The sequence below is a fragment of the Frigidibacter sp. MR17.14 genome, from assembly GCF_037095735.1.
In the GTDB taxonomy this organism is placed as follows: domain Bacteria; phylum Pseudomonadota; class Alphaproteobacteria; order Rhodobacterales; family Rhodobacteraceae; genus Frigidibacter.
On record NZ_JBAWKD010000004.1, the window covers coordinates 80135 to 101532 of the forward strand.

Consider the following 21398-nt stretch of genomic DNA (forward strand, 5'->3'; position numbering starts at 1 on the left):
GAGCGCGCGAGGAGCGCACCCGCGACGGTGGGAGAGAGACGGGCATGAGCGGCAAGATCGACGACTGGAAGGCGCTGGCGGCAAAGGAACTGAAGGGCCGCGACCCGTCGAGCCTCGACTGGGAGACGCTGGAGGGGATCCGCGTCAAACCCCTGTACACCGAGGCGGACACCGCCGACCTGCCGCATATGGGCAGCCTGCCGGGCATCGCGCCCTTCACCCGCGGCGTGCGTGCCACGATGTATGCGGGCCGCCCCTGGACGATCCGGCAATATGCCGGCTTCTCGACGGCCGAGGAATCGAACGCCTTCTACCGAAAGGCGCTGGCCGCCGGGCAGCAGGGGGTGTCCGTGGCCTTCGACCTGGCCACCCACCGCGGCTATGACAGCGACCACCCGCGCGTGGTGGGCGATGTCGGCAAGGCCGGGGTCGCCATCGACTCGGTCGAGGACATGAAGATCCTCTTCGACGGCATCCCGCTGGAGAAGATCTCGGTCTCGATGACGATGAACGGCGCGGTGATCCCGATCCTCGCCAATTTCATCGTCACCGGCGAGGAACAGGGCGTGCCGCGGGCCGAGCTGTCGGGGACGATCCAGAACGACATCCTGAAGGAATTCATGGTGCGGAACACCTATGTGTACCCGCCCGAACCCTCGATGCGGATCATCGCCGACATCATCGAATACACCGCCGCCGAGATGCCGAAGTTCAACTCGATCTCGATCTCCGGCTACCACATGCAGGAGGCCGGTGCGAACCTGGTGCAGGAGCTGGCCTTCACCTTGGCCGACGGGCGCGAATACGTCCGCGCGGCGCTGGCACGGGGGATGGATGTCGACGCCTTCGCCGGGCGCCTGTCGTTCTTCTTCGCCATCGGCATGAACGTCTTCATGGAGGCGGCGAAGCTGCGCGCCGCGCGCCTCCTGTGGTCGCGGATCATGGCCGAGTTCAATCCGAAGAAGCCGGGCTCGTCGATGCTGCGCACCCATTGCCAGACCTCGGGCGTGAGCTTGCAGGAACAGGACCCCTACAACAACGTCATCCGCACCGCCTATGAGGCGCTGGCGGCGGCGCTGGGGGGCACGCAATCGCTGCACACAAACGCGCTGGATGAAGCCATCGCGCTGCCCACCGAATTCTCGGCCCGCATCGCGCGCAACACCCAGCTGATCCTGCAGGAAGAGACCGGCATCACCCATGTCGTCGATCCGCTGGCCGGGTCCTACTATGTCGAGAGCCTGACGGCGGAGCTGGCGGACAAGGCCTGGGCGCTGATCGAGGAGGTCGAAGCGATGGGCGGCATGACCAAGGCCGTGGCCTCCGGCATGCCGAAGCTCCGGATCGAGGAGAGCGCCGCCCGCCGCCAAGCCGCGATCGACCGCGGCGAGGATGTGATCGTCGGCGTCAACAAGTACCGGTTGGCGAAGGAGGATGCGCTCGACATCCTCGACATCGACAACGTCGCGGTGCGCGAGGCGCAGGTCGCGCGGCTGGACCGGATCCGTGCCACCCGCGATCAGGCGGCCTGCGACGCCGCGCTGGCCGAGCTGAAGCGGCGCGCGAAAGAGGGCGGCAACCTGCTCGCCGCGGCGGTCGAGGCCGCGCGCGCCCGGGCCACGGTGGGAGAGATCTCGATGGCGATGGAAGAGGAATTCGGCCGTCACCGCGCCGAGGTGAAGACCCTCGCCGGCGTCTATGGCGCGGCCTACGAGGGCGACGCGGGCTTCGCCCAGATCCAGAAGGACGTCGAGACCTTCGCGGAAGAAGAGGGCCGCCGCCCGCGGATGCTGGTGGTGAAGATGGGCCAGGACGGCCATGACCGCGGCGCCAAGGTGATCGCGACGGCCTTCGCCGACATCGGCTTCGACGTCGACGTGGGTCCGTTGTTCCAGACCCCCGAAGAGGCCGCGCAGGACGCGATCGACAACGACGTGCATGTCATCGGCATCTCGTCCCAGGCTGCCGGCCACAAGACGCTGGCGCCGAAGCTGGTCGAGGCGCTGAAGGCGCAGGGTGCCGGCGACATTCTGGTGATCTGCGGCGGCGTGATCCCCGCGCAGGACTACCAGTATCTCTACGACCGCGGCGTCAAGGCGATCTTCGGCCCCGGCACCAACATCCCCTCGGCCGCGAAGGACATCCTCGGCCTGATCCGCGCAGCCCGCGCCGCTTGATCCTTTCGCATTGGTCAAAATATCCCCGGGGAGGTCCGGAGGGGCAGGCAGCCCCTCCGGCCTCGTCACCCGGCGCTCACATCCGGTCGAGCCACCGGAACGCAGGCCGGCGCAAGGCGTTTCCCTTCCGACAGCCAATGGAAGGAAAGGACGCGCCATGCGCAGCCCCGAAGACCTCAAGCACCACCTCTGGAAGCACCTCGCCAGCGATCGCACGCTGATGCTGGGCCTCGAGACGGCGACCGACGACCATCCCCGGCCGATGACCGCGCTGGTCGACGAGACGACCGGAAAGGACCAGGGCCCGCTCTGGATCTTCACCGCCAAGGACACCTCGCTCGCGCGCGCGCTGGGCACCGGGGCGCAGCCGGCGCTGGCGACCTTCGTGGCGAAGAACCACGATCTTTACGCCACGATCCGCGGCCGGCTGGTGATCGACACCGATCCGGCGGTGGTCGAGCGGCTCTGGAACCCCTTCGTCGCGGCCTGGTATCCCAACGGCAAGTCGGACCCCTCGCTGGAACTGCTGCGCTTCGATCTGGACAGCGCCGAGATCTGGGAAACGGGGTCGAGCCTCGTGACCGGCGCCAAGGCGCTGTTCGGCGCCGACCTGCGCCGCGACTTCGCCGACCGCCAGGCGCAGGTGCCGCTGTCCTGACCCCGCAGGCGCCGGTGGCGGGCCCCTGGTCCCGCCACCGGTCCCCCGTCCGCACGCTTGCAGGGAAGACCCCGGCACTGCGACTTGCGGACCCCCAGACGGCAGAAAGCCCCCGCCGGACCGGCGGGGGCTTTCTGCATCAGTGCTGCGGTCTCAGAGGGTCGCGGGCCCGGGTGGCACCGGGCGCCGCGACCCGCCGTGATCACATCTGCTGCTGGGTCTTCGCCGCTTCCTGGCTGATCGCGGCGCCACCCTTCTGGATGTCGTGGCCGGCGCCCTTGACGGTCTCACAGGCGGTGAGGGCCAGAAGGGCGGTCAGGACGAGTGCGATGCGCATGGCGTTCTCCTTCGCTAGGTTCGGGGGGCAAACGCCGCCGCCTGCGCTGCGTTCCCGCCCGGATCGTGAAAATTCCTCGAAACGGCGGCGCCGCGGCGGCACCCTGCCGGTCCGGGGCGTTCTTTTAACCATCCCTTAATCATTGCTTAACCCTGCCGCGGTCAGCCTGAGCTGATGACGCCCCTGCGCTGCCTTCCTGCCCTGGCCCTGCTGGCCGCCTGCGCCTCGCCCGCGCCCGAGTTCTTCGGCGCCGTGCGCCATGACCTCGAGCTGGGCGGGATCCGGTTCAGCGTTTTCTGGAAGGGCGAGCGGGCCGAGGTGATCCGGCTGGGCTATCTGACCCGGGCCCAGCGGGCGCCGGTGCCGGCGCTGATGATCCGCGCGGCCGAGCAGGCGACCGGCTGCCGCGTCCTGCCCGGCAGCGTGGTGACCGGCCTTCCCGGCGATACCGGAGAGGCGCGGATGGATCTGGACTGCGGCGCGGGCGGCTAGGTCGTCCCGCGCCGGGCGGGGGGCGTGTTCAAGGGGGCGCGTTCAAGGGGGCGGGCTCAGCCCTCTTCGCCCTCTTCGGCGCCGCCGCCCCCGGTCAGGAAGGCGGGCAGCCAGCGCCGCCGTCCGGCCTGCCAGCGCGCGAATTCGGCGGTGACCGCGGCTGGGTCATAGACCTCGCGCACCCAGTCCATGAAGGCGATGCCGGTCGCGGCCTCGGCGGCGGCATAGCTGCGCAGGAACTGGTCGAGCACGCCGGTCGGCCCGTTGCGGAAATGCAGGAAGCGCCAGTGCAGCTCGCGCATCGCCTCGATCACCGGGCGGTCCTCGATCATGATCAGCCAGAGCGCGGCCGCGAAGCCGGTGCGGTCGGCCCCCGACTTGCAATGCATCACCAGCGGCGTCTCGACCCTGCGGAACACCGCCTCGAGCTCGAGCAGACGTTCGCGCGTGGGCAGCTTGCGCGCGCGCAGCGAGACATCGACAAGGTCGAGCCCCAGCGCCTCGGCCGCCTCGGCTTCGAGCAGCCAGTAGCTTTCCGGCCGGTCGCCGCGCAGGTTCAGCACGGTGCGGATGCCGCGCGCCTTCCAGCTGCGCATCCGTTCGGGCGAGGGCTGGTTCGCGCGCCAGACGCCCGGGCAGACCTGATGGTCGTTGGCCCAGAGCGCCCGCAGGATGCCGTGGTCCTTCAGCGACATATGCAGACGGGCGCGGACCCGGCCCCAGGGGGCGGACAGGTCGAACGGCCGCTTGCCGCCGCTGCGCGTGCGGGGACGGGGGGGCGCGGTCTCGGCGGGGGCGTCCGCTTGGTCGTCCGCCTGATCGTGCTCTGGGCCTCGGCCGGGCATTGCGCTCCTTCGGGCATCGGTTAGCGTCGGGGTGACGAGGGCTTAGCGGCTTGTCCCCCCTCTGGCAAGCGCGTGGCGGGGGCGTGCCCGGCGCGCCGCAGCCGCCCGCATTGACCTTGCCTGCGCCCCGTCCTAGGCAGGGCGCACCCGCATTTGTCCGCGGGCGCGACCGGCCGGTTGGCGGCCCGCGCGCGCCCCGGCCCGTTCCCCGGAGGATCCATGCCCCTCGCCCACGGTCGCAGCTATCTCGCCATTCCCGGCCCCTCGGTCATGCCCGACCGGGTGCTGAACGCGATGCACCGCGCCGCGCCGAACATCTACGAAGGCGCGATGGTCGAGATGACGAAGGGCCTGATCCCGGACCTGAAGCGGGTGGCGCTGTCTTCGGGCCATGTCGCGATCTACATCGCCAACGGCCATGGCGCGTGGGAGGCGGCGATCGCCAACATGTTCTCGCGCGGGGACACGGCGCTGGTGGCGCTGACCGGGCGCTTCGGCATCGGCTGGGCCGAGGCCGCGCGGCGCATGGGCATCAACGCCGAGACCATCGACTTCGGCCTGAAGTCGCCCGCCGATCCCGAGAAGATCGCCGAGGCGCTGAAGGCCGACACCGCGCACCGGATCAAGGCGGTGCTGGTGACGCATGTCGACACTGCGACCAGCGTCCGGAACGACATCGCCGCGATCCGCCGCGCGATCGACGGCGTCGGCCACCCGGCGTTGCTGGCGGTGGACTGCATCGCCTCGCTCGGCTGCGACGAGTTCCGCTTCGACGACTGGGGCGTCGACATCATGGTCGCGGCCAGCCAGAAGGGGCTGATGGTGCCGCCGGGCCTCGCCTTCGTCTGGATCTCGGACAAGGCGCTGGCCGCCTGCCGCGGTGCCGATCTGGCGACGCCCTACTGGGACTGGACGCCGCGGATCGAGGTCAACGAATACTACCAGTTCTTCTGCGGCACCGCGCCCACCCACCACCTGTTCGGCCTGCGCGAGTCGCTGACCATGATCCTCGACGAGGAAGGGATCGAGAACGTCTGGGCCCGGCACCGCACCCTGTCCGAGGCGGTCTGGGCCGCGCTCGACACTTGGGGGCAGGGCGGCGACATCGCGATGAACATCGCCGATCCGGCGCTGCGCGGCCGCTCGGTCACCGCGGTGAAGATCGGTGACGGCGGTGCGGGCAAGCTGCGCAAGTGGCTGGAAACCGAGGCCGGCGTGACGCTGGGCATCGGGTTGGGCATGACGCTGCCCTCGGATGCGCGCTATGGCGACTTCCTGCGGGTCGCGCACATGGGCCATCTGAACGCCCATATGGTGATGGGCGTGCTGGGCACCATGGAGGCGGGGATGACCGCGCTCGAGATCCCCCATGGCCGCGGGGCGCTGGCCGCCGCCGCTGCCGTCATCGCGAAAGGCTGAGCCCATGACCGACACCCTGACCGCCGCCGCCGAGCTGCTGGCCCGCGCCGCCGCCACCGGCGAGCGGCCCGCCGACCTGCCCGGGGATCTGGTGCCCGCCGATGCCGCCGCCGCCTACCGCGTGCAGGACCTCGTCGTTGCCGGCCGCCCGGTGCTGGGCTGGAAGATCGCCGCGACCGCCGCCGACGGGGCGCACAGCTGCGCGCCGATGGTGCTGCGCATCGAGGACGGCGGCAGCCTGCCCGCCGGCGGTGCGCTGCCCGAACTGGAGGTCGAGATCGCGATCGAGGTGATCCGCGACCTGCCGCCGCGCGATGGCGCCTATGCCGCGGACGAGGTCGATGCGGCGCTCGGGCAGGCTGCGGCCGCGATCGAGGTGCTGGGCTCGCGCTACGCGGTGCGCAAGGCGGTGGGTCCGCTGTCGGGGCTGGCCGATGCGCAGTCGAACGCCGGTTTTGTCATCGGGGCCGAACGCGCCGACTGGCGCAGCCGCGAGATCGCGGACTGCGTGGCCAGCCTGAGCGACGGCAGCGCCGAGATCGGCGGCACCAATGCCGGCGGCAGCTCGGCCCGGACGCTGGCGGCGCTGGTCTGGCTGGCCAACCACGCGCAGGCGCGCGGCGGGCTGAAGGCCGGGCAATGGGTGATCACCGGGGCCCGCCGCGGCCCGGTCGAGATCGCGGGGCCGGCGACGCTGACCGCGGGCGTCTCGGGCATCGGCACGGCGACGCTGGTGATCCCGGCCCGCTGACCGGGCCCCGGTTCGCGCGTCTCTGGTCCCGGGCCGGTCCGTGCGGATCGGCCCTGCCTTACCAGAAAGCGCCTGACCAGAAAGCGCCTGACCGGAAACCGCCGGACCAGCGCGCCGGGCTGCGGGCCCGGCACCCGGGCCCGCGCGGTGCCGGACTCAGTGGCCGTTCTTGGCCAGCCAGTCCTTCATCCAGGCGATCTCCTTTTCCTGCGCGGCGATCACGTCCTCGGCCAGCTTGCGGACCTCGGGGTCCTTGCCATGCTCCAGAACGACCTTCGCCATCGCGACCGCACCTTCGTGATGCGGGATCATGCCCCTGACGAAGTCTACATCGGCATCGCCGGTATAGGGCTGCATCATCTCTTCATGCATCGTCGCCATCGCCGCCTTGTAGGCCTCGGTCGAGGCGCTGTCCTGCGCGGCGGATGTGCCCGACATGGACATGCCGTGGCCGGAATGGTCCATGGTCTGGGCGATGGCCGCGACGGGTAGAAGAAGGGCGGCGGCGAGGACGAGGGGGCGCATCTGGCTCTCCGTATGGGTGGCTTGGACGCAAGATGTGGCGCCGGGGTCGTTCCGGCAAGTCACGGAACGGTCAGCGGCCCCGGTTGCGGGCCGCGGGCCTGCGCGGTGTCGTGATCACCCCGCCGCCGGGCGGCCTTTCCGCCCGGAAGGAGCCACCCGGCCGCCTGCGCAGCCTGTGATCGCAGGCCCCGGCGTCACGCGGGCTGCGCAGGGCTACTCGGCGGCGGCGCGGGCGGCGCGGGCCTCGGCCAGGGCGCCGGGCAGGGCGGCCTCGAAGGCGTCGAGATCGGCCTCGCGGCCGCAGCTGACCCGGATGCAGCGGTCCTGCGGCGCGACGAAGGGCATGCGCACGAAGATCCCGCGTGCGGACAGCGCCGCCACCGTCGCCCGTGCCAGCGCGCCGTCGCCGCCAAGGTCGATGGTCACGAAATTGGTGGCCGAGGGCAGGGCGCTCAGCCCCTGTGCCGCGGCGATGGCCCCGATGCGCGCGCGCGAGGCCGCGACCTCGGCCCGCACGGTGTCGAGCCAGGCCTGGTCCTGCAGCGCCGCCAGCGCGCCCGCCAGCGAGATCCGCCCCATGCCGAAATGGTTGCGCACCCGGTCGAAGGCCGCGATCTGGCCGGTGCTGCCCAGCGCATAGCCGACCCGTGCCCCCGCCAGCCCGTAGGCCTTCGAGAAGGTGCGCATCCGGATCACCCGCCCGTCTTCGGGATCGACCTGCGCCGCGGTGCCCTCGGGGGCGAATTCGACATAGGCCTCATCCAGCACCAGCAGGCAGCCCTCGGGCATCCGCTCGATCATCGCCTCGATCACCCGGCTCGGATGGTGCGAGCCCATCGGGTTGTCGGGATTGGCGAGGTAGACGAGCTTCGCGCCGGTCTCGCGCGCCAAGGCCAGCAGCGCCTCGGGGTCTTCGGCATCGCCCTTGTAGGGCACGGTCTCGAGCCGCCCGCCGAAGCCCGCGACATGGTAGTTGAAGGTGGGATAGGCCCCCTTCGAGGTGACGACCACGTCGCCGGGGGCGATGCAGATCCGCACCAGCAGGCCCAGAAGGCCGTCGATGCCTTCGCCGATCATCACGTTGGCGGGCGCCACGTCCTCGGCCGCGGCGATCGCGCGGCGCAGGTCATGCGCCTCGGGGTCGGCATACATCCAGGCATCCTGCGCGCTGGCGGCCATCGCCGAGATCGCGCGCGGCGAGGGGCCAAAGACGTTCTCGTTCGCCCCGAGCCGGGCGGTGAAGGCCGCGCCGCGGGCGCGCTCCTGCGCCTCGGGGCCGACGAAGGGCACGGTTGCGGGCAGGCTCGCGACGAGCGGGGTGAGAAGCGGGGCGGAGGGCTTGCGTTCCTGGGTCATGGCCCGGCCCAGAAAGCCGATTTCGCGCCGCCCGGCAAGGTTCCTGTGCGCGTTGTCCTCGGGCTCCTGACGGGCGCCCGACCGGCTGCGGACCGCCGGAGAACCAAGCCGCAGAAAGTCCGCCGAGCAGACAGCTATCCTGTCGCGGAGGTGATCACGGCCCTCTCGGGTCCATTGCGGAAGCCTGGCCGTGGTGGTCAAGGCCTGCGCAGATGCCTGCGCCGCCGTTTCGCCCCGCAAGCCGATCACGGAGGGCGCAGGGGCTTTGCCCTTGTCGCGCGTGAGGCGCGATCACAGCCTGAAGCGGGTTTGGGGCTCTCTTAGCGTTCACGACGTTGAGCTGTCGTGCAGACGTCGCCAGCTAGCATCGAAGACGTCGTGATCTCACTCCAGGCGCAGCCGGCACGCGTTCAGGCCGCCCGGACTGACCATGGCGCGCGCACGACCCTCCGGCTGAGCGTTGCAGCCCTTGCGGACCGCATCCGTCGCTCAGGCGTGGGCGGCGGGCAGCTGCGGTCCGGGGGCCGGGCTGTCGATGACCAGTGCACTGTCCTCGGAGGGCAGGCGCGCCTCGCGGTCGATGGCGCGGGTGCCGGGATCGGCATAGGCGCCCATGGCCAGGGCGAAGGCGAGCGGGCTCAGGGCCAGGGCGGGGCTCGGTCTGCGTTTCATCGCGCGTCTCCTGTTGTGGTCCGCAGGGGCGATATGGGCAGCCTGCGCCCGCCCGGCACCCCCGCACAACTCACCGATCGGTGATGCTGCGCTGCGGCTGGCGGATCCTTGCCGCGGATGTTTCAGCCGATCACGCCGCCGATCACGCCATCGCGTCCGCATCCACTTGTCTTTCCCCGCATTCCTTTGCGAAATGGCCGCGACAGACCCCGGTCCGGGCTCTGGGGTGCCGCGCCGGCGCCGGAGGAGGACAGCATCATCGCCCGCCGCTCATCGACCTTCGCCCCCTTCGCGAACCCCGCGTTCCGCAGGCTGTGGTTCGCTTCGCAGACCTCGAACCTCGGCGGGCTGATCCAGACCGTGGGCGCCGGCTGGCTGATGACCTCGCTCTCCAGCTCGGCCGACATGGTGGCGCTGGTGCAGGCCTCGAACACGCTGCCGATCATGGTGCTGTCGCTGGTCTCGGGCGCGCTGGCCGACAGTTTCGAGCGGCGGACGATCCTGATCACCGCGCAGGGCTTCATGCTGGCGGTCTCGATCGGGCTGGCGGTCTGCGCCTGGGCCGACATGCTCTCGCCCTGGGGCCTTTTGGGCTTCACCTTCGCGATCGGCGCCGGGGTCGCGCTTTACAACCCCTCCTGGCAGGCCTCGATGGGCGACATCGTCGCGCGCGAGGACCTGTCGGCCGCGGTCAGCCTGAACTCGATGGGCTTCAACCTGATGCGCTCGGTCGGGCCGGCGCTGGGGGGGATCCTCGTCGCCATCGCCGGGGCCGCCGCCGCCTTCGCGGTGAACGCGGCCAGCTACATCCCGAACATCCTCGCGCTCTGGCTCTGGCGACCCGAGCGCGCCCCGGCCCGCCTGCCGCGCGAACCGCTGCCGCAGGCGCTGGGGGCGGGGCTGCGCTATGTCGCGATGTCGCCGAACCTGATGCGGGTCATGGGACGCGCGTCGCTCTTCGGCTTCGCGGCCTCGTCGGCGATGGCGCTGATGCCGATCGTCGCGCGCGAGAGCCTGGGCGGCTCGGCGCTGACCTATGGCCTGTGCTTGGGCTTCTTCGGCTTCGGCGCGATCTGCGCGGTGATGGTCAATGCGCAGGTGCGGGCGCGCTTCCGCAACGAGCAGATCGGCGTCGCGGCCTTTGCGGGCTTCGCGCTGGGAATGGTGGGGCTGGCCTTTTCGCATGCGCTGTGGATGGCGGCGCCGGGGCTGCTGCTGGCGGGGGCCTGCTGGGTACTGGCGCTGTCGCTGTTCAACGTGACGGTGCAGCTGTCGACGCCGCGCTGGGTCGTGGGCCGCGCGCTCAGCTTCTATCAGACCGCCACCTTCGGCGGCATGGCGCTGGGGTCGTGGATCTGGGGTCTGGTGGCCGAGGCGCATGGCGTGGTGCCGGCGCTGCTGCTGGCCGCGGCGCTGCTGCTGTTCGGGGCCGGGGCCGGGCGCTGGCTGCCGCTGGCGCAGTTCGCCAACCTCGACCTCGACCCGGCCGGCCGCTTTCAGGAGCCCGAGCTGAAGATCGACCTGCGCGCGCGGTCCGGCCCGATCATGGTGATGGTCGACTACGTGATCGCGGCCGGCGATACCGATGCCTTCCTGGCCGAGATGACGACGCGCCGCCGGGTGCGGATCCGCGACGGGGCCCGGCAATGGGTGCTGCTGCGCGACCTGGAAAACCCCGACATCTGGACGGAAAGCTATCACGTCGCCACCTGGACCGACTACGTGCGCCACAACGAGCGGCGGACCAAGGCCGATCTCGACAATTTCGAACGGCTGCTGGCCCTGCACCGCGGTCCGGGCCGGCCGCGGGTGCACCGGATGATCGAGCGTCAGACCGTGCCGCTGCATGACGACATGCCGCTGAAGCCGACCTCGCCGACCGAGTTGCAGCAATAGCGCGGCGCGGGCAGGATCCGCGGCAGGAGGATCGGACATGGCCGAGGACGAGACCAAGCTGACTCGCACCAAGCGCGCCTGGGCGGCGGCGGGCAAGTTCCTGACCGGGCGGCACGACGCGGACGCGCGCCTGCCGCCGGGCCAGCATCTGGTGACCGACTGGCCGGTGCTCGACCTCGGGATCGAGCCCTCCATCGACATCGCGCGCTATCGGCTCGACGTGACCGGCTTCGTCGAGACGCGGCTGTCGCTCGACTGGGCGGCGCTGATGGCGCTGCCGCAAAGTGACGCGCGCTCGGACATCCACTGTGTCACCACCTGGTCGCGCTATGACAACGACTGGCGCGGGATCCGCACCACCGACCTGCTGGAGCGCGCGGGGCTGATGGAGATCGCGGGCCATGTGCTGCTGCACGGCGCCGACGGCTATGTCACCAATCTGCCGCTGGCCGATTTCTGTGCCCCGGACGCGATGCTGGCCACCCATTGGCAGGGCGCGCCTTTGACGCGCGAGCATGGCGGGCCGCTCAGGGCGGTGATCCCGCATCTTTACTTCTGGAAAAGCGCCAAGTGGCTGACCCGGATCGAGGTGATCGGCACCGATCAGGCCGGCTTCTGGGAGCGCAACGGCTATCACATGCGCGGCGATCCCTGGGCCGAAGAGCGGTATGGCTGACCCTGCGGCATCGGTCCCCGTTGCCGCGCTGCGGCGGGGCGGCTACACCTGAGGCCGACCCGGCGTGCCGCCGGCGGGGAAGGGATGCCAATGGCCGAGGGTCTGTCGATCATCGTGGTGGAAAAGGACCGCGACCGCGCGTTGCGGATCGTGGATGCGCTGCGCGAGTCGGGAGACCACACGATTCAGGTTCTGGGCGAAGAGATGGGCCTCGCCCGCCGCATCGCCGAGCGCCGCCCCGACATCGTGCTGATCGACGTCGAGAACCCTTCGCGCGATCAGCTCGAGGAACTCGCCATCGCCTCGGGCCCGATGGAACGGCCGGTGGCGATGTTCGTCGACCGCTCGGACGAGGGGCTGACCAAGGCCGCGATCGAGGCGGGGGTGTCGGCCTATGTCGTCGACGGGCTGCGCGGCGACCGCATCAAGCCGGTGCTCGACGCGGCAATCGCCCGTTTCCACATGTTCTCGAAGATGCGGGCGGAACTGGCCGCGACTCGCGCCGCGCTGGAGGAGCGCAAGGTCGTGGACCGCGCCAAGGGCCTGCTGATGCGCGCCCGCGGCATTTCCGAGGACGAGGCCTATGCGCTGCTGCGCAAGACCGCGATGGACCAGGGCAAGAAGATCGGCGACGTGGCGCAGGCGCTGGTCACCGCGGCGGAGCTGCTGAAATGACCGAGACGCTGTCGCTGGGCTTTGTCGCGCTGATCGATGCGGGTCCGCTGATCGTCGCGCAGGAACTGGGCTTTGCCGAGGAAGAAGGGCTGGCGCTGGACCTGCGGCGCGCGCCCTCGTGGTCGATGCTGCGCGATCAGCTGGCCTTCGGACAGATCGAGGCCGCCCAGCTGCTGGCCCCGGTGCCGATCGCCACCGCGCTGGGGCTGGGGGGCGCGGTCCCTCGGCTCGATGCGCTGCAGGTGCTGTCGGTGAACGGCACGGTGATCGGCGTCTCGCGCGGGCTGGCCGAGGCGCTGCGCCACCACGGCTACAGCTTCGACTTCAAGGATGCCACCGCCGCGGGCCGGGCGATGATCGCGGCCGCCGGCGACGGCGGACTGCGCCTTGGCGTGCCCTTCCCCTTCTCGATGCAGGCCGAGCTTGTGCACTACTGGCTGAACGCGCTGGGCTTCGATGCCGCACGGGGCCTGATCGTGCGCACCGTGCCGCCGCCGAGGATGGCCGAGGCGGTCGAGGCCGGCGAGATCGATGCCTTCTGCGTGGGCGAGCCCTGGGGCTCGATCGGCGTGGCGCGCGGGGTGGCGGAACTGCTGCTGCCCGGCGCCGCGATCTGGTCCTTCGCACCCGAAAAGGTGCTGGCCGTGCGCCATTCCTGGGCGGAAAGCGAGCGCGAGCTGGGCGGGCGGCTGTCGCGCGCCATCTGGCGCGCCGGGCGCTGGCTGGGCGACCCGGTCAACCGCGCGACCGCCTCCGAGGTGCTGGCGCGGCAATCCTATCTGAACGTCCCCGCCGAGGTGATCGAGCGCGCGATGCAGGGCCGGCTGGTGATCGACCCCGCCGGGGCCGAGGTGCAGACCGACCAGTTCATCGTCTTCCACGAGGGCGGCGCGGCCTTCCCCTGGCGCAGTCAGGCGGCCTGGATCGCGCGCCGGCTGGCCGGGCGCACCGGCCTTGACCCCGTCTGGGCGGCCGAGACCGCGAAGCCGGTGTTCCGCGCCGATCTCTACCGTCAGTTCCTGTCCGGGACCGGCGCGCCGATGCCCGGAGCCTCGGAAAAGATCGAGGGCGCGCTGGAGGCGCCGGCCGGGGCCGGGGCGTCGCAGGGGCGGTTGATTCTAAACCGCAACCGTTTCTTCGATGGCGCGGAATTCGACCCCGCAACGACATGATGACGGTTTTGTAAGCATTTTCGCTGCACCTGCACACATCTAAACGCGTTTTCGCCGGATTTTCGCCTTAACACCCTGATGACCTTTGACAGGCACGCTGCAGCTGCGGCATAGCTTAAGACACCGGAACAAGGGCGTTCCGACATCCATTCCCCAAAGTTTTGGGAACCGAGCAAAGCCGCTCGACCCCGCCATTTCCTCGAAAGAGACGGCGGTGATCGTGCGGCCATTTTCATTTGCGCGGCTTCCAACATGCTCAGTCAGTTCGAGCCGCCATCGTATGAGGGACCTGGAATGAAACGCTTCGCTTCGCTTCTCGTGCTGTCCTCGCTTCTGTCGGCGACCTCGGCCTTCGCCTGGACCGACGGCATCGAAAAGGACCAGCTGACGCTGGGCTTCATCAAGCTGACCGACATGGCGCCCATCGCCATCGCCAAGGAAAAGGGCTTCTTCGACGACGAGGGCCTGTCGGTCACCGTCGAGGCCCAGTCGAACTGGAAGGTGCTGCTGGACCGCGTCATCTCGGGCGAGCTTGACGGCGCCCACATGCTGGCCGGCCAGCCGATCGCCGCGACCATCGGCTACGGCACCCAGGGCAATGTGATCACGCCCTTCTCGATGGACCTGAACGGCAACGCCATCACCGTCTCGAACGCGATCTGGGACGAGATGAAGAAGAACGTGAAGCTGGGCGCCGACGGCAAGCCCGAGCATCCGATCTCGGCCGCCGCGCTGAAGCCGGTGATCGAGAAGTACAAGGCCGAGGGCAAGCCCTTCAACCTGGGCATGGTCTTCCCGGTCTCGACCCACAACTACGAGCTTCGCTACTGGCTGGCCGCCGGCGGCATCAACCCGGGCCTCTACTCGCCCGAAGACACCTCGGGCCAGATCGAGGGCGACGTGCTGATCTCGGTCACCCCGCCGCCGCAGATGCCCGCCACCATGGAAGCCGGCACGATCCTCGGCTATTCGGTGGGCGAGCCCTGGAACCAGGCCGCCGTCGCCAAGGGCATCGGCGTGCCGGTGATCACCGACCACGACATCTGGAAGAACAACCCGGAAAAGGTCTTCGGCTTCACCGAGAAATTCGCGGAAGAGAACCCGAACACCGTGCTGGCCGTGACCAAGGCGCTGATCCGCGCCGCGATCTGGCTGGACGAGAACGACAACGCCAACCGCGCCGAGGCGGTCGAGATCCTGTCGCGCCCCGAATATGTCGGCGCCGACAAGGCGGTGATCGCCAACTCGATGACCGGCACCTTCGAATATGAAAAGGGCGACAAGCGTCCGGCGGCCGACTTCAACGTGTTCTTCCGCTACAACGCGACCTTCCCCTACTACTCGGACGCGGTCTGGTACCTGACCCAGATGCGCCGCTGGGGCCAGATCGCCGAGGCCAAGCCCGACGCGTGGTTCGACGAGACCGCCAAGAAGGTCTACCGCCCCGACCTCTACAAGGCCGCCGCCGAGGCGCTGGTCGCCGAGGGTGTCGTGACCGCCGACATGTTCGAGTTCGACGCCGACGGCTATCGCGAACCGACCGCCGAGTTCCTCGACGGCGTGAGCTACGACGGCAAGGCGCCGAACGCCTACATCGACAGCCTGACCATCGGCCTGAAGGACGACCAGAAGGTCGTCGCCGGCCAGGTCACGAACTGATCTGACGCACTCTTCCTCCCGCCGCGGCCCGCGCCGGCCGCGTCCCGCGGCGGGTCTTTTCCATCGCATTTCGCCACGCCCTGCCCCCGAAGGAGCGCCGCCATGACCGCCATCGATCCGTCCGCGATGCCCGATCCGGCCCGTGAGGCCCGCCGCGAACGCCTGTTCTCCCGCATCAACAAGCTCGACGCCTGGTTCAAGGTGCTGGGCCTTGCCTGGATCACCCCGATCCTGCGCGCCGCCGCCGGCGACAACCCGAAGGCGCAGCTCAAGGACATCTGGAAGCTTCTGGGCGTGCCGGTGCTGGCCATCGCCATCTTCCTCGGCATCTGGGCCGCGCTCGCGCCGCAGGTGCAGACCTCGCTGGGCGCGATCCCCGGGCCGGTCGAGGTCTGGGAACAGGCCAAGGTGCTGCATGCCGACGCCGTGACCGAGGGTGAGAAGGCCGCCGCCTTCTATGCAGAGCAGGACGCGAAGAATGCCCAGCTGGTCAAGGACGGCTACCCCGAGCGGGTGCGCGAGCGCCCCTATACCGGCAAGCCGACCTATTACGCGCAGATCTTCACCTCGATCCAGACCGTGTTCTTCGGCTTCCTGATCGCCACCGCCGTCGCCGTGCCGCTGGGCATCGCCGCGGGCCTGTCGCAGACCGCCAATGCCGCGATCAACCCGATCGTGCAGATCTTCAAGCCGGTCTCGCCGCTGGCCTGGCTGCCGATCGTCACCATGGTCGTCTCGGCGCTCTATGCTGGGGACATGGCGAAAAGCTTCATCATCTCGGCCGTGACGGTGACGCTCTGCTCGCTGTGGCCGACGCTGATCAACACCGCGCTGGGCGTGGCCTCGATCGACAAGGACCTGGTGAACGTCGGCAAGGTGCTGAAGCTGGGCACCTGGACAAAGATCACCAAGCTGGTGCTGCCCTCGGCGCTGCCGCTGATCTTCACCGGGCTTCGCCTGTCGCTGGGCGTGGGCTGGATGGTTCTGATCGCCGCCGAGATGCTGGCGCAGAACCCGGGCCTGGGCAAGTTCGTCTGGGACGAGTTCCAGAACGGCTCGCAGCAGTCGCTGGCCAAGATCATGGTCGCGGTCTTCACCATCGGGATCATCGGCTTCATGCTCGACCGCGTGATGTTCGCCCTGCAGTCGCTCTTCACCTACTCGAAGACCCGGTGAGCGCGATGGGCATCCTCAAGTTCTCTCATGTCTTCAAGTCCTTCGGCGAAGGTCTTGAGAAAGCGGATGTGCTTCGCGACATCAACCTCGAGGTCCGCGAAGGCGAATTCCTGGCGATCCTCGGATTTTCCGGCACCGGGAAATCCACGCTGATGAACCTGATGGCCGGTCTGGAAACCCCGTCGAAAGGCGCCGTCACCTTCAAGGGCGCGCCGATCGACGGCCCGGGCCCCGAGCGCGGGCTGGTCTTCCAGTCCTACTCGCTGATGCCCTGGCTGACGGTGGCGGGCAACGTGGCGCTGGCGGTCGACGCGGTCCACAAGGGCAAGTCCAAGGCCGAGCGCGCGGCGATGGTGGCGAAATACGTCTCGATGGTGGGCCTTGGCCATGCCGCCGAACGTCGCCCGGCCGAGCTGTCAGGGGGCATGCGCCAGCGGGTGGGCATTGCCCGCACGCTGGCGATGGAGCCGGAAGTGCTGCTGATGGACGAGCCGCTCTCGGCGCTGGACGCGCTGACGCGGGCGAACCTCGCCGACGAGATCGAGGCGATCTGGGAGCAGGACAAGCGCACGGTCGTGCTGATCACCAACGACGTCGACGAGGCGATCGTGCTGGCCGACCGGATCATCTGCCTGAACCCCGACGGCACGCTGGGCCAGGAATTCCCGGTCACGCTCGCCCGGCCGCGCGACCGCGCCGCGATGAACCATGACGAGATCTTCAAGGAACTGCGCGCCAACGTCACCTCGTACCTGATGGACGTGGGGATCGCCGGCAAGGCCGCCGAGACGCGGAACCTGCCGAACGTCACCCCGCGCCATGCGCTGCCGCAGGCGGTCGCTAAGGCGCAGGAAAGCGCCACCGACGAGCGCTACCTGCAGTATTCGCAGCTGCACAAGATCTACGCGACGCCGAAGGGCCCGCTGACGGTCGTCGAGGACTTCAACCTGACCCTGAAGAAGGGCGAGTTCGTCAGCCTGATCGGCCATTCCGGCTGCGGCAAGTCGACGGTGCTGACGATGACCGCCGGTCTGAACTCGATCTCGAAGGGCGCCATCAAGCTCGACGGTTACCACGTCGAGGGCGCGGACCCGGAACGGGCGGTGGTGTTCCAGTCGCCCTCGCTCTTCCCCTGGCTCTCGGCCAAGGAGAACGTGGCGATCGGCGTCGACAAGGTCTACCCGAAGGCCAGCCAAGCCGAACGGCAGGAGGTGGTGGAATACTACCTGGAACGCGTGGGCCTGGGCGACAGCATGGACAAGGCCGCGGCCGACATGTCGAACGGCATGCGCCAGCGGGTGGGCATCGCGCGGGCCTTCGCGCTCTCGCCGAAGCTGCTGCTGCTGGACGAGCCCTTCGGGATGCTGGACAGCCTGACCCGCTGGGAGCTGCAGGAAGTGCTGATGGAGGTCTGGAGCCGGACCAAGGTCACCGCGGTCTGCGTCACCCATGACGTCGACGAGGCGATCCTGCTGGCCGACCGCGTGGTGATGATGACCAACGGGCCGCGCGCGACGATCGGCAAGATCACCGAGGTGAAGCTGCCGCGGCCGCGCACCCGCAAGGCCCTGCTCGAGCATCCCGACTACTGGACCTATCGCGAAGAGATCCTCGGCTTCCTCGAGGAATACGAGCATGGGGCCCACAAGAAGAAGGATGCCGCGTGATGAGCCCCGACCAGGTCGTTCTGGTCCGCGCCAGCTACCGGCTGCTGGACCAGGTGAAGGGGCAGGCCGCGGGCATGTTCTATGGCCGGCTCTTCACCATCGCCCCCGAGGTGCGCCCCCTCTTCGCCGGATCGGACATGTTCCGCCAGTCCGAGAAGCTGTGGAACATGCTCGGCACCATCGTGAGCATGCTCGACGAGCCCTCGCATCTGGTGCCGGCGATCGAGGAGCTGGCCCAGGACCACGTCCGCTACGGCGTCAAGCCCGAGTTCTACCGCCCCGTCGGTGACGCGCTCTTGTGGACGCTGGAACACGGCCTTGGCGCCTCGTGGTCGGAAGACACGCGCCACGCCTGGGAAGCGGCCTTCACCGCGCTCAGCCAGATCATGATCCGTGCCGCCTACACGGGCGGCGCCCCCGAAACCTCCCACACCTGAGGGTGAATGACATGAAGAAGAGACTTGTCGTCATCGGTGCAGGCATGGCTTCCGGCCGGGCTCTGGAGCACCTTTTCGAAACCGCCTCGGCCGACTGGGACGTGACCCTGTTCAACGCCGAGCCGCGCGGCAACTACAACCGGCTGATGCTGTCGCCGGTGCTGTCGGGCGAAAAGACCTACGAGCAGATCGTCACCCATGACGACAGCTTCTATGCCGCGCACAACATCCACTGCCGCTTCGGCGAGAAGGTCGTGTCGATCGACCGCGCGCGGAAGGTGGTCGTGGGCGAGAGGGGCGAAGTGGCTTACGACAAGCTGCTGATCGGCACCGGCTCGAACCCTTTCATCATCCCGCTGCCGGGCAAGGACCTGAAGGGCGTCATCGCCTATCGTGACCTGGAAGACACCCAGGCGATGATCGACCTTGGCGCCAAGCCCGGCGCGAAGGCCGTCGTCATCGGCGGGGGCCTGCTGGGGCTTGAGGCTGCGGCCGGGATGGCGGCGCGGGGCGTCGATGTCACCGTGGTGCACATCATGGGCCACCTGATGGAGCGCCAGCTGGACGAAAGCGCCGGCTACCTGCTGCGCAAGGCGCTGAACGACAAGGGCATCCACGTCCTCTGCCAGGCGAACTCGAAAGAGATCCTGGGCGACGAGGCCGGCCATGTCCGCGCGCTGGCGCTCGCCGACGGGACCGAGCTGCCCTGCGACCTGCTGGTGATGGCGGTGGGCATCCGCCCGAACACCCAGCTGGCGAAAGAGGCCGGGCTCGAGGTGAACCGCGGGATCCTCGTCGACGACCACATGGTCACCTCGGACCCCGATGTCCTGAGCCTTGGCGAATGCGTCGAGCATCAGGGTGCGATCTTCGGGCTGGTGGCGCCGCTTTACGACCAGGCGAAGGTCGTGGCGGCCACGCTGAACGGCCAGCACGCGGTCTTCGTGTCGAAGGAAGTCTCGACCAAACTGAAGGTCACCGGCTGCGACCTGTTTTCGGCGGGCGACTTCGCCGAGGGCGAGGGCCGCGAGGACATCGTGTTCCGCGACCCCTCGCGCGGGGTCTACAAGCGGCTGGTGCTGAAGGGCGACCGGATCATCGGCGCCGTGATGTACGGCGACACCGCCGACGGCAACTGGTTCTACGGCCTGATGAAGGACGGCGCCGACGTGTCGGAGATGCGCGAGACGCTGATCTTCGGCCCGGCCTTCCAGGGGGGGGCCGCACTGGACCCTATGGCGGCCGTTGCAGCATTGCCGCCTGAGGCGGAGATCTGCGGCTGCAACGGCGTGTGCAAGGGCAAGATCGTCGAGGCCATCAAGGGCGGCGCCACCACGCTGGACCAGGTGCGCGCCACCACCAAGGCAAGCTCCTCTTGCGGGACCTGCACCGGCCTCGTGGAACAGGTGATGGCGGTGACGCTGGGCGACGACTTCGTCATGCCCACCTCGATGCCGATGTGCAAATGCACCGACCACACCCACGAGGACGTGCGTCGCCTGATCAAGTCGATGGAGCTGAAATCGCAGCCGGCGGTCTTCCAGGAACTGGGCTGGAAGTCGAAGGACGGCTGCCATTCCTGCCGCCCGGCGCTGAACTTCTACCTGCTGGCCGACTGGCCGCTGGACTATGAGGACCAGCCGCAGAGCCGCTTCGTGAACGAGCGCAACCACGCCAACATCCAGAAGGACGGCACCTATTCGGTGATGCCGCGGATGTGGGGGGGGATGACCGACGCCAAGGAACTGCGCGCGATTGCGGACGCCGCCGACAAGTACGGCGCGGCTGTGAAGGTCACCGGTGGCCAGCGGATCGACCTCTTGGGCATCAAGAAGGAAGACCTGCCGGCGATCTGGGCGGATCTGAACGACGCGGGCATGGTCTCGGGCCACGCCTATACCAAGGGGCTGCGCACGGTGAAGACCTGCGTCGGCTCGGACTGGTGCCGGTTCGGCACGCAGGACTCGACCGGGCTCGGGATCAAGCTTGAGAAGCTGCTCTGGGGGTCGTGGACGCCGCACAAGGTCAAGCTGGCGGTGTCGGGCTGCCCGCGGAACTGCGCCGAGGCCACCTGCAAGGACGTGGGCATCATCTGCGTCGATAGCGGCTATCAGATCGGCGTCGCCGGGGCCGCGGGCATGGACGTGAAAGAGACCGAACGCCTGGTCGATGTCGCGACCGAGGAAGAGGCGCTCGAGATCACGGCGGCCTTCATCCAGCTCTACCGCGAGAACGCCAAGTATCTGGACCGGCCCTACAAATGGGTGGCGAAGGTCGGGCTCGACTGGGTCAAGGAACGGGTGGTGGCCGATATCGACAGCCGCCGCGCGCTTTATGACCGGTTCCTGATCAGCCAGTCGGTCTATCAGAAGGACCCCTGGGCGGAGCGTGCCCGCCCCGAGGATCGCCCCAAATGGCAACCGCTTGCGGATTTCACCCGGGAGGCCGCGGAATGACCCTGTTCGTCGACATCGGATCGCTGGACGACATCCCGCGCCAGGGCGCGCGGGTCGTGAAGACCGCCGAGGGCTGCGTCGCGGTCTTCCGCACCAACGAGGACGAGGTCTTCGCGCTCGATGACCGCTGCCCCCACAAGGGCGGACCGCTGAGCGAGGGGATCGTGCATGGCAACAAGGTGACCTGCCCGCTGCATTCCACGGTCTTCGACCTGTCGACCGGGCAGGCGCAGGGCGCGGATGACTACGTCACCCGCAGCCATCCCGCCAAGGTCGAGAACGGCCGCGTCCTGCTGGATGCGAGCCTGCTGCGCCGCCGCAGCGCGGCCTGAGGACGGGCGCGGGGGGGGTT

At 69.1% G+C, this 21398-nt stretch carries 21 protein-coding genes; 15 read left to right on the forward strand and 6 right to left on the reverse strand.

Annotated elements, in window-relative coordinates:
* Window positions 1-44 precede the first annotated feature (44 nt).
* Together scpA and V8J36_RS12595 are read left to right on the forward strand one after the other, a co-directional pair.
* A complete protein-coding gene (scpA, locus tag V8J36_RS12590) occupies window positions 45-2177 on the forward strand; it encodes a methylmalonyl-CoA mutase (protein ID WP_336467647.1) in 2133 nt (710 codons plus the stop codon).
* Between the two features lie 157 nt (window positions 2178-2334).
* A complete protein-coding gene (locus tag V8J36_RS12595; protein ID WP_336467648.1) occupies window positions 2335-2835 on the forward strand; it encodes a pyridoxamine 5'-phosphate oxidase family protein in 501 nt (166 codons plus the stop codon).
* 202 nt (window positions 2836-3037) lie between these two features.
* On the opposite strand, the gene V8J36_RS12600 is transcribed toward V8J36_RS12595, so the two are convergent.
* Window positions 3038-3172 (reverse strand): entericidin A/B family lipoprotein, encoded by a 135-nt coding sequence (locus V8J36_RS12600; RefSeq protein ID WP_336467649.1) that lies wholly within the window; start codon window positions 3170-3172, stop codon window positions 3038-3040.
* 174 nt (window positions 3173-3346) lie between these two features.
* Here V8J36_RS12600 and V8J36_RS12605 point away from each other — a divergent pair, with 174 nt between their 5' ends.
* Window positions 3347-3664: a hypothetical protein gene (locus V8J36_RS12605; protein WP_336467650.1), complete on the forward strand. Its 318-nt coding sequence runs from the start codon at window positions 3347-3349 to the stop codon at window positions 3662-3664.
* Window positions 3665-3720: 56 nt separating this feature from the next.
* Here V8J36_RS12605 and V8J36_RS12610 read toward each other — a convergent pair whose 3' ends face one another.
* On the reverse strand, window positions 3721-4509 hold the full coding sequence (locus tag V8J36_RS12610; protein WP_336467651.1) for a fused DSP-PTPase phosphatase/NAD kinase-like protein: 789 nt from the start codon (window positions 4507-4509) through the stop codon (window positions 3721-3723).
* Window positions 4510-4728: 219 nt separating this feature from the next.
* Between V8J36_RS12610 and V8J36_RS12615 the strand changes: the two genes are divergently transcribed.
* Together V8J36_RS12615 and V8J36_RS12620 are read left to right on the forward strand one after the other, a co-directional pair.
* Window positions 4729-5928 (forward strand): pyridoxal-phosphate-dependent aminotransferase family protein, encoded by a 1200-nt coding sequence (locus V8J36_RS12615; RefSeq protein WP_336467652.1) that lies wholly within the window; start codon window positions 4729-4731, stop codon window positions 5926-5928.
* A gap of 4 nt (window positions 5929-5932) precedes the next feature.
* Window positions 5933-6679, forward strand: a complete 747-nt coding sequence (locus V8J36_RS12620; protein ID WP_336467653.1) for a hypothetical protein — start codon at window positions 5933-5935, stop codon at window positions 6677-6679.
* A gap of 156 nt (window positions 6680-6835) precedes the next feature.
* Here V8J36_RS12620 and copM read toward each other — a convergent pair whose 3' ends face one another.
* The 4 genes from copM to V8J36_RS12640 form a co-directional block, all read right to left on the reverse strand.
* Complete coding sequence (copM, locus tag V8J36_RS12625; RefSeq protein WP_336467654.1) at window positions 6836-7204, reverse strand: CopM family metallochaperone; 369 nt, start codon at window positions 7202-7204, stop codon at window positions 6836-6838.
* 213 nt (window positions 7205-7417) lie between these two features.
* Window positions 7418-8560, reverse strand: coding sequence for a pyridoxal phosphate-dependent aminotransferase (locus V8J36_RS12630; protein WP_336467655.1), 1143 nt, complete (start codon window positions 8558-8560; stop codon window positions 7418-7420).
* Window positions 8561-9049: 489 nt separating this feature from the next.
* Window positions 9050-9232, reverse strand: coding sequence for a hypothetical protein (locus V8J36_RS12635; protein ID WP_336467656.1), 183 nt, complete (start codon window positions 9230-9232; stop codon window positions 9050-9052).
* A 122-nt stretch (window positions 9233-9354) separates the two neighbouring features.
* Complete coding sequence (locus V8J36_RS12640) at window positions 9355-9639, reverse strand: hypothetical protein (RefSeq protein WP_336467956.1); 285 nt, start codon at window positions 9637-9639, stop codon at window positions 9355-9357.
* Here V8J36_RS12640 and V8J36_RS12645 point away from each other — a divergent pair.
* The 10 genes from V8J36_RS12645 (at window position 9545) to nirD (ending at window position 21378) form a co-directional block, all read left to right on the forward strand.
* The gene (locus V8J36_RS12645) at window positions 9545-11128 is read left to right on the forward strand and encodes an MFS transporter (protein ID WP_336467942.1); all 1584 of its coding nucleotides are present in this window, start codon (window positions 9545-9547) and stop codon (window positions 11126-11128) included. The genes V8J36_RS12640 and V8J36_RS12645 overlap by 95 nt on opposite strands.
* Before the next feature lie 37 nt (window positions 11129-11165).
* Complete coding sequence (locus V8J36_RS12650) at window positions 11166-11804, forward strand: sulfite oxidase-like oxidoreductase (RefSeq protein ID WP_336467657.1); 639 nt, start codon at window positions 11166-11168, stop codon at window positions 11802-11804.
* Window positions 11805-11894: 90 nt separating this feature from the next.
* Window positions 11895-12479 (forward strand): ANTAR domain-containing response regulator, encoded by a 585-nt coding sequence (locus V8J36_RS12655; RefSeq protein WP_336467658.1) that lies wholly within the window; start codon window positions 11895-11897, stop codon window positions 12477-12479.
* Complete coding sequence (locus tag V8J36_RS12660; RefSeq protein ID WP_336467659.1) at window positions 12476-13651, forward strand: CmpA/NrtA family ABC transporter substrate-binding protein; 1176 nt, start codon at window positions 12476-12478, stop codon at window positions 13649-13651. Before V8J36_RS12655 ends, V8J36_RS12660 begins: the two co-directional genes overlap by 4 nt.
* 294 nt (window positions 13652-13945) lie before the next feature.
* The gene (locus V8J36_RS12665) at window positions 13946-15310 is read left to right on the forward strand and encodes a CmpA/NrtA family ABC transporter substrate-binding protein (RefSeq protein ID WP_336467660.1); all 1365 of its coding nucleotides are present in this window, start codon (window positions 13946-13948) and stop codon (window positions 15308-15310) included.
* Between the two features lie 102 nt (window positions 15311-15412).
* The gene (locus tag V8J36_RS12670) at window positions 15413-16486 is read left to right on the forward strand and encodes an ABC transporter permease (protein ID WP_336467661.1); all 1074 of its coding nucleotides are present in this window, start codon (window positions 15413-15415) and stop codon (window positions 16484-16486) included.
* A 5-nt stretch (window positions 16487-16491) separates the two neighbouring features.
* Window positions 16492-18153: an ABC transporter ATP-binding protein gene (locus V8J36_RS12675; RefSeq protein WP_336467662.1), complete on the forward strand. Its 1662-nt coding sequence runs from the start codon at window positions 16492-16494 to the stop codon at window positions 18151-18153.
* Entirely contained in the window at window positions 18153-18590 is a 438-nt protein-coding gene (locus V8J36_RS12680) for a globin family protein (protein WP_336467663.1), read from the forward strand. Before V8J36_RS12675 ends, V8J36_RS12680 begins: the two co-directional genes overlap by 1 nt.
* An 11-nt stretch (window positions 18591-18601) precedes the next feature.
* Window positions 18602-21046, forward strand: coding sequence for a nitrite reductase large subunit NirB (gene nirB / locus V8J36_RS12685; RefSeq protein ID WP_336467664.1), 2445 nt, complete (start codon window positions 18602-18604; stop codon window positions 21044-21046).
* On the forward strand, window positions 21043-21378 hold the full coding sequence (gene nirD / locus V8J36_RS12690; protein ID WP_336467665.1) for a nitrite reductase small subunit NirD: 336 nt from the start codon (window positions 21043-21045) through the stop codon (window positions 21376-21378). Before nirB ends, nirD begins: the two co-directional genes overlap by 4 nt.
* Window positions 21379-21398: the final 20 nt, after the last annotated feature.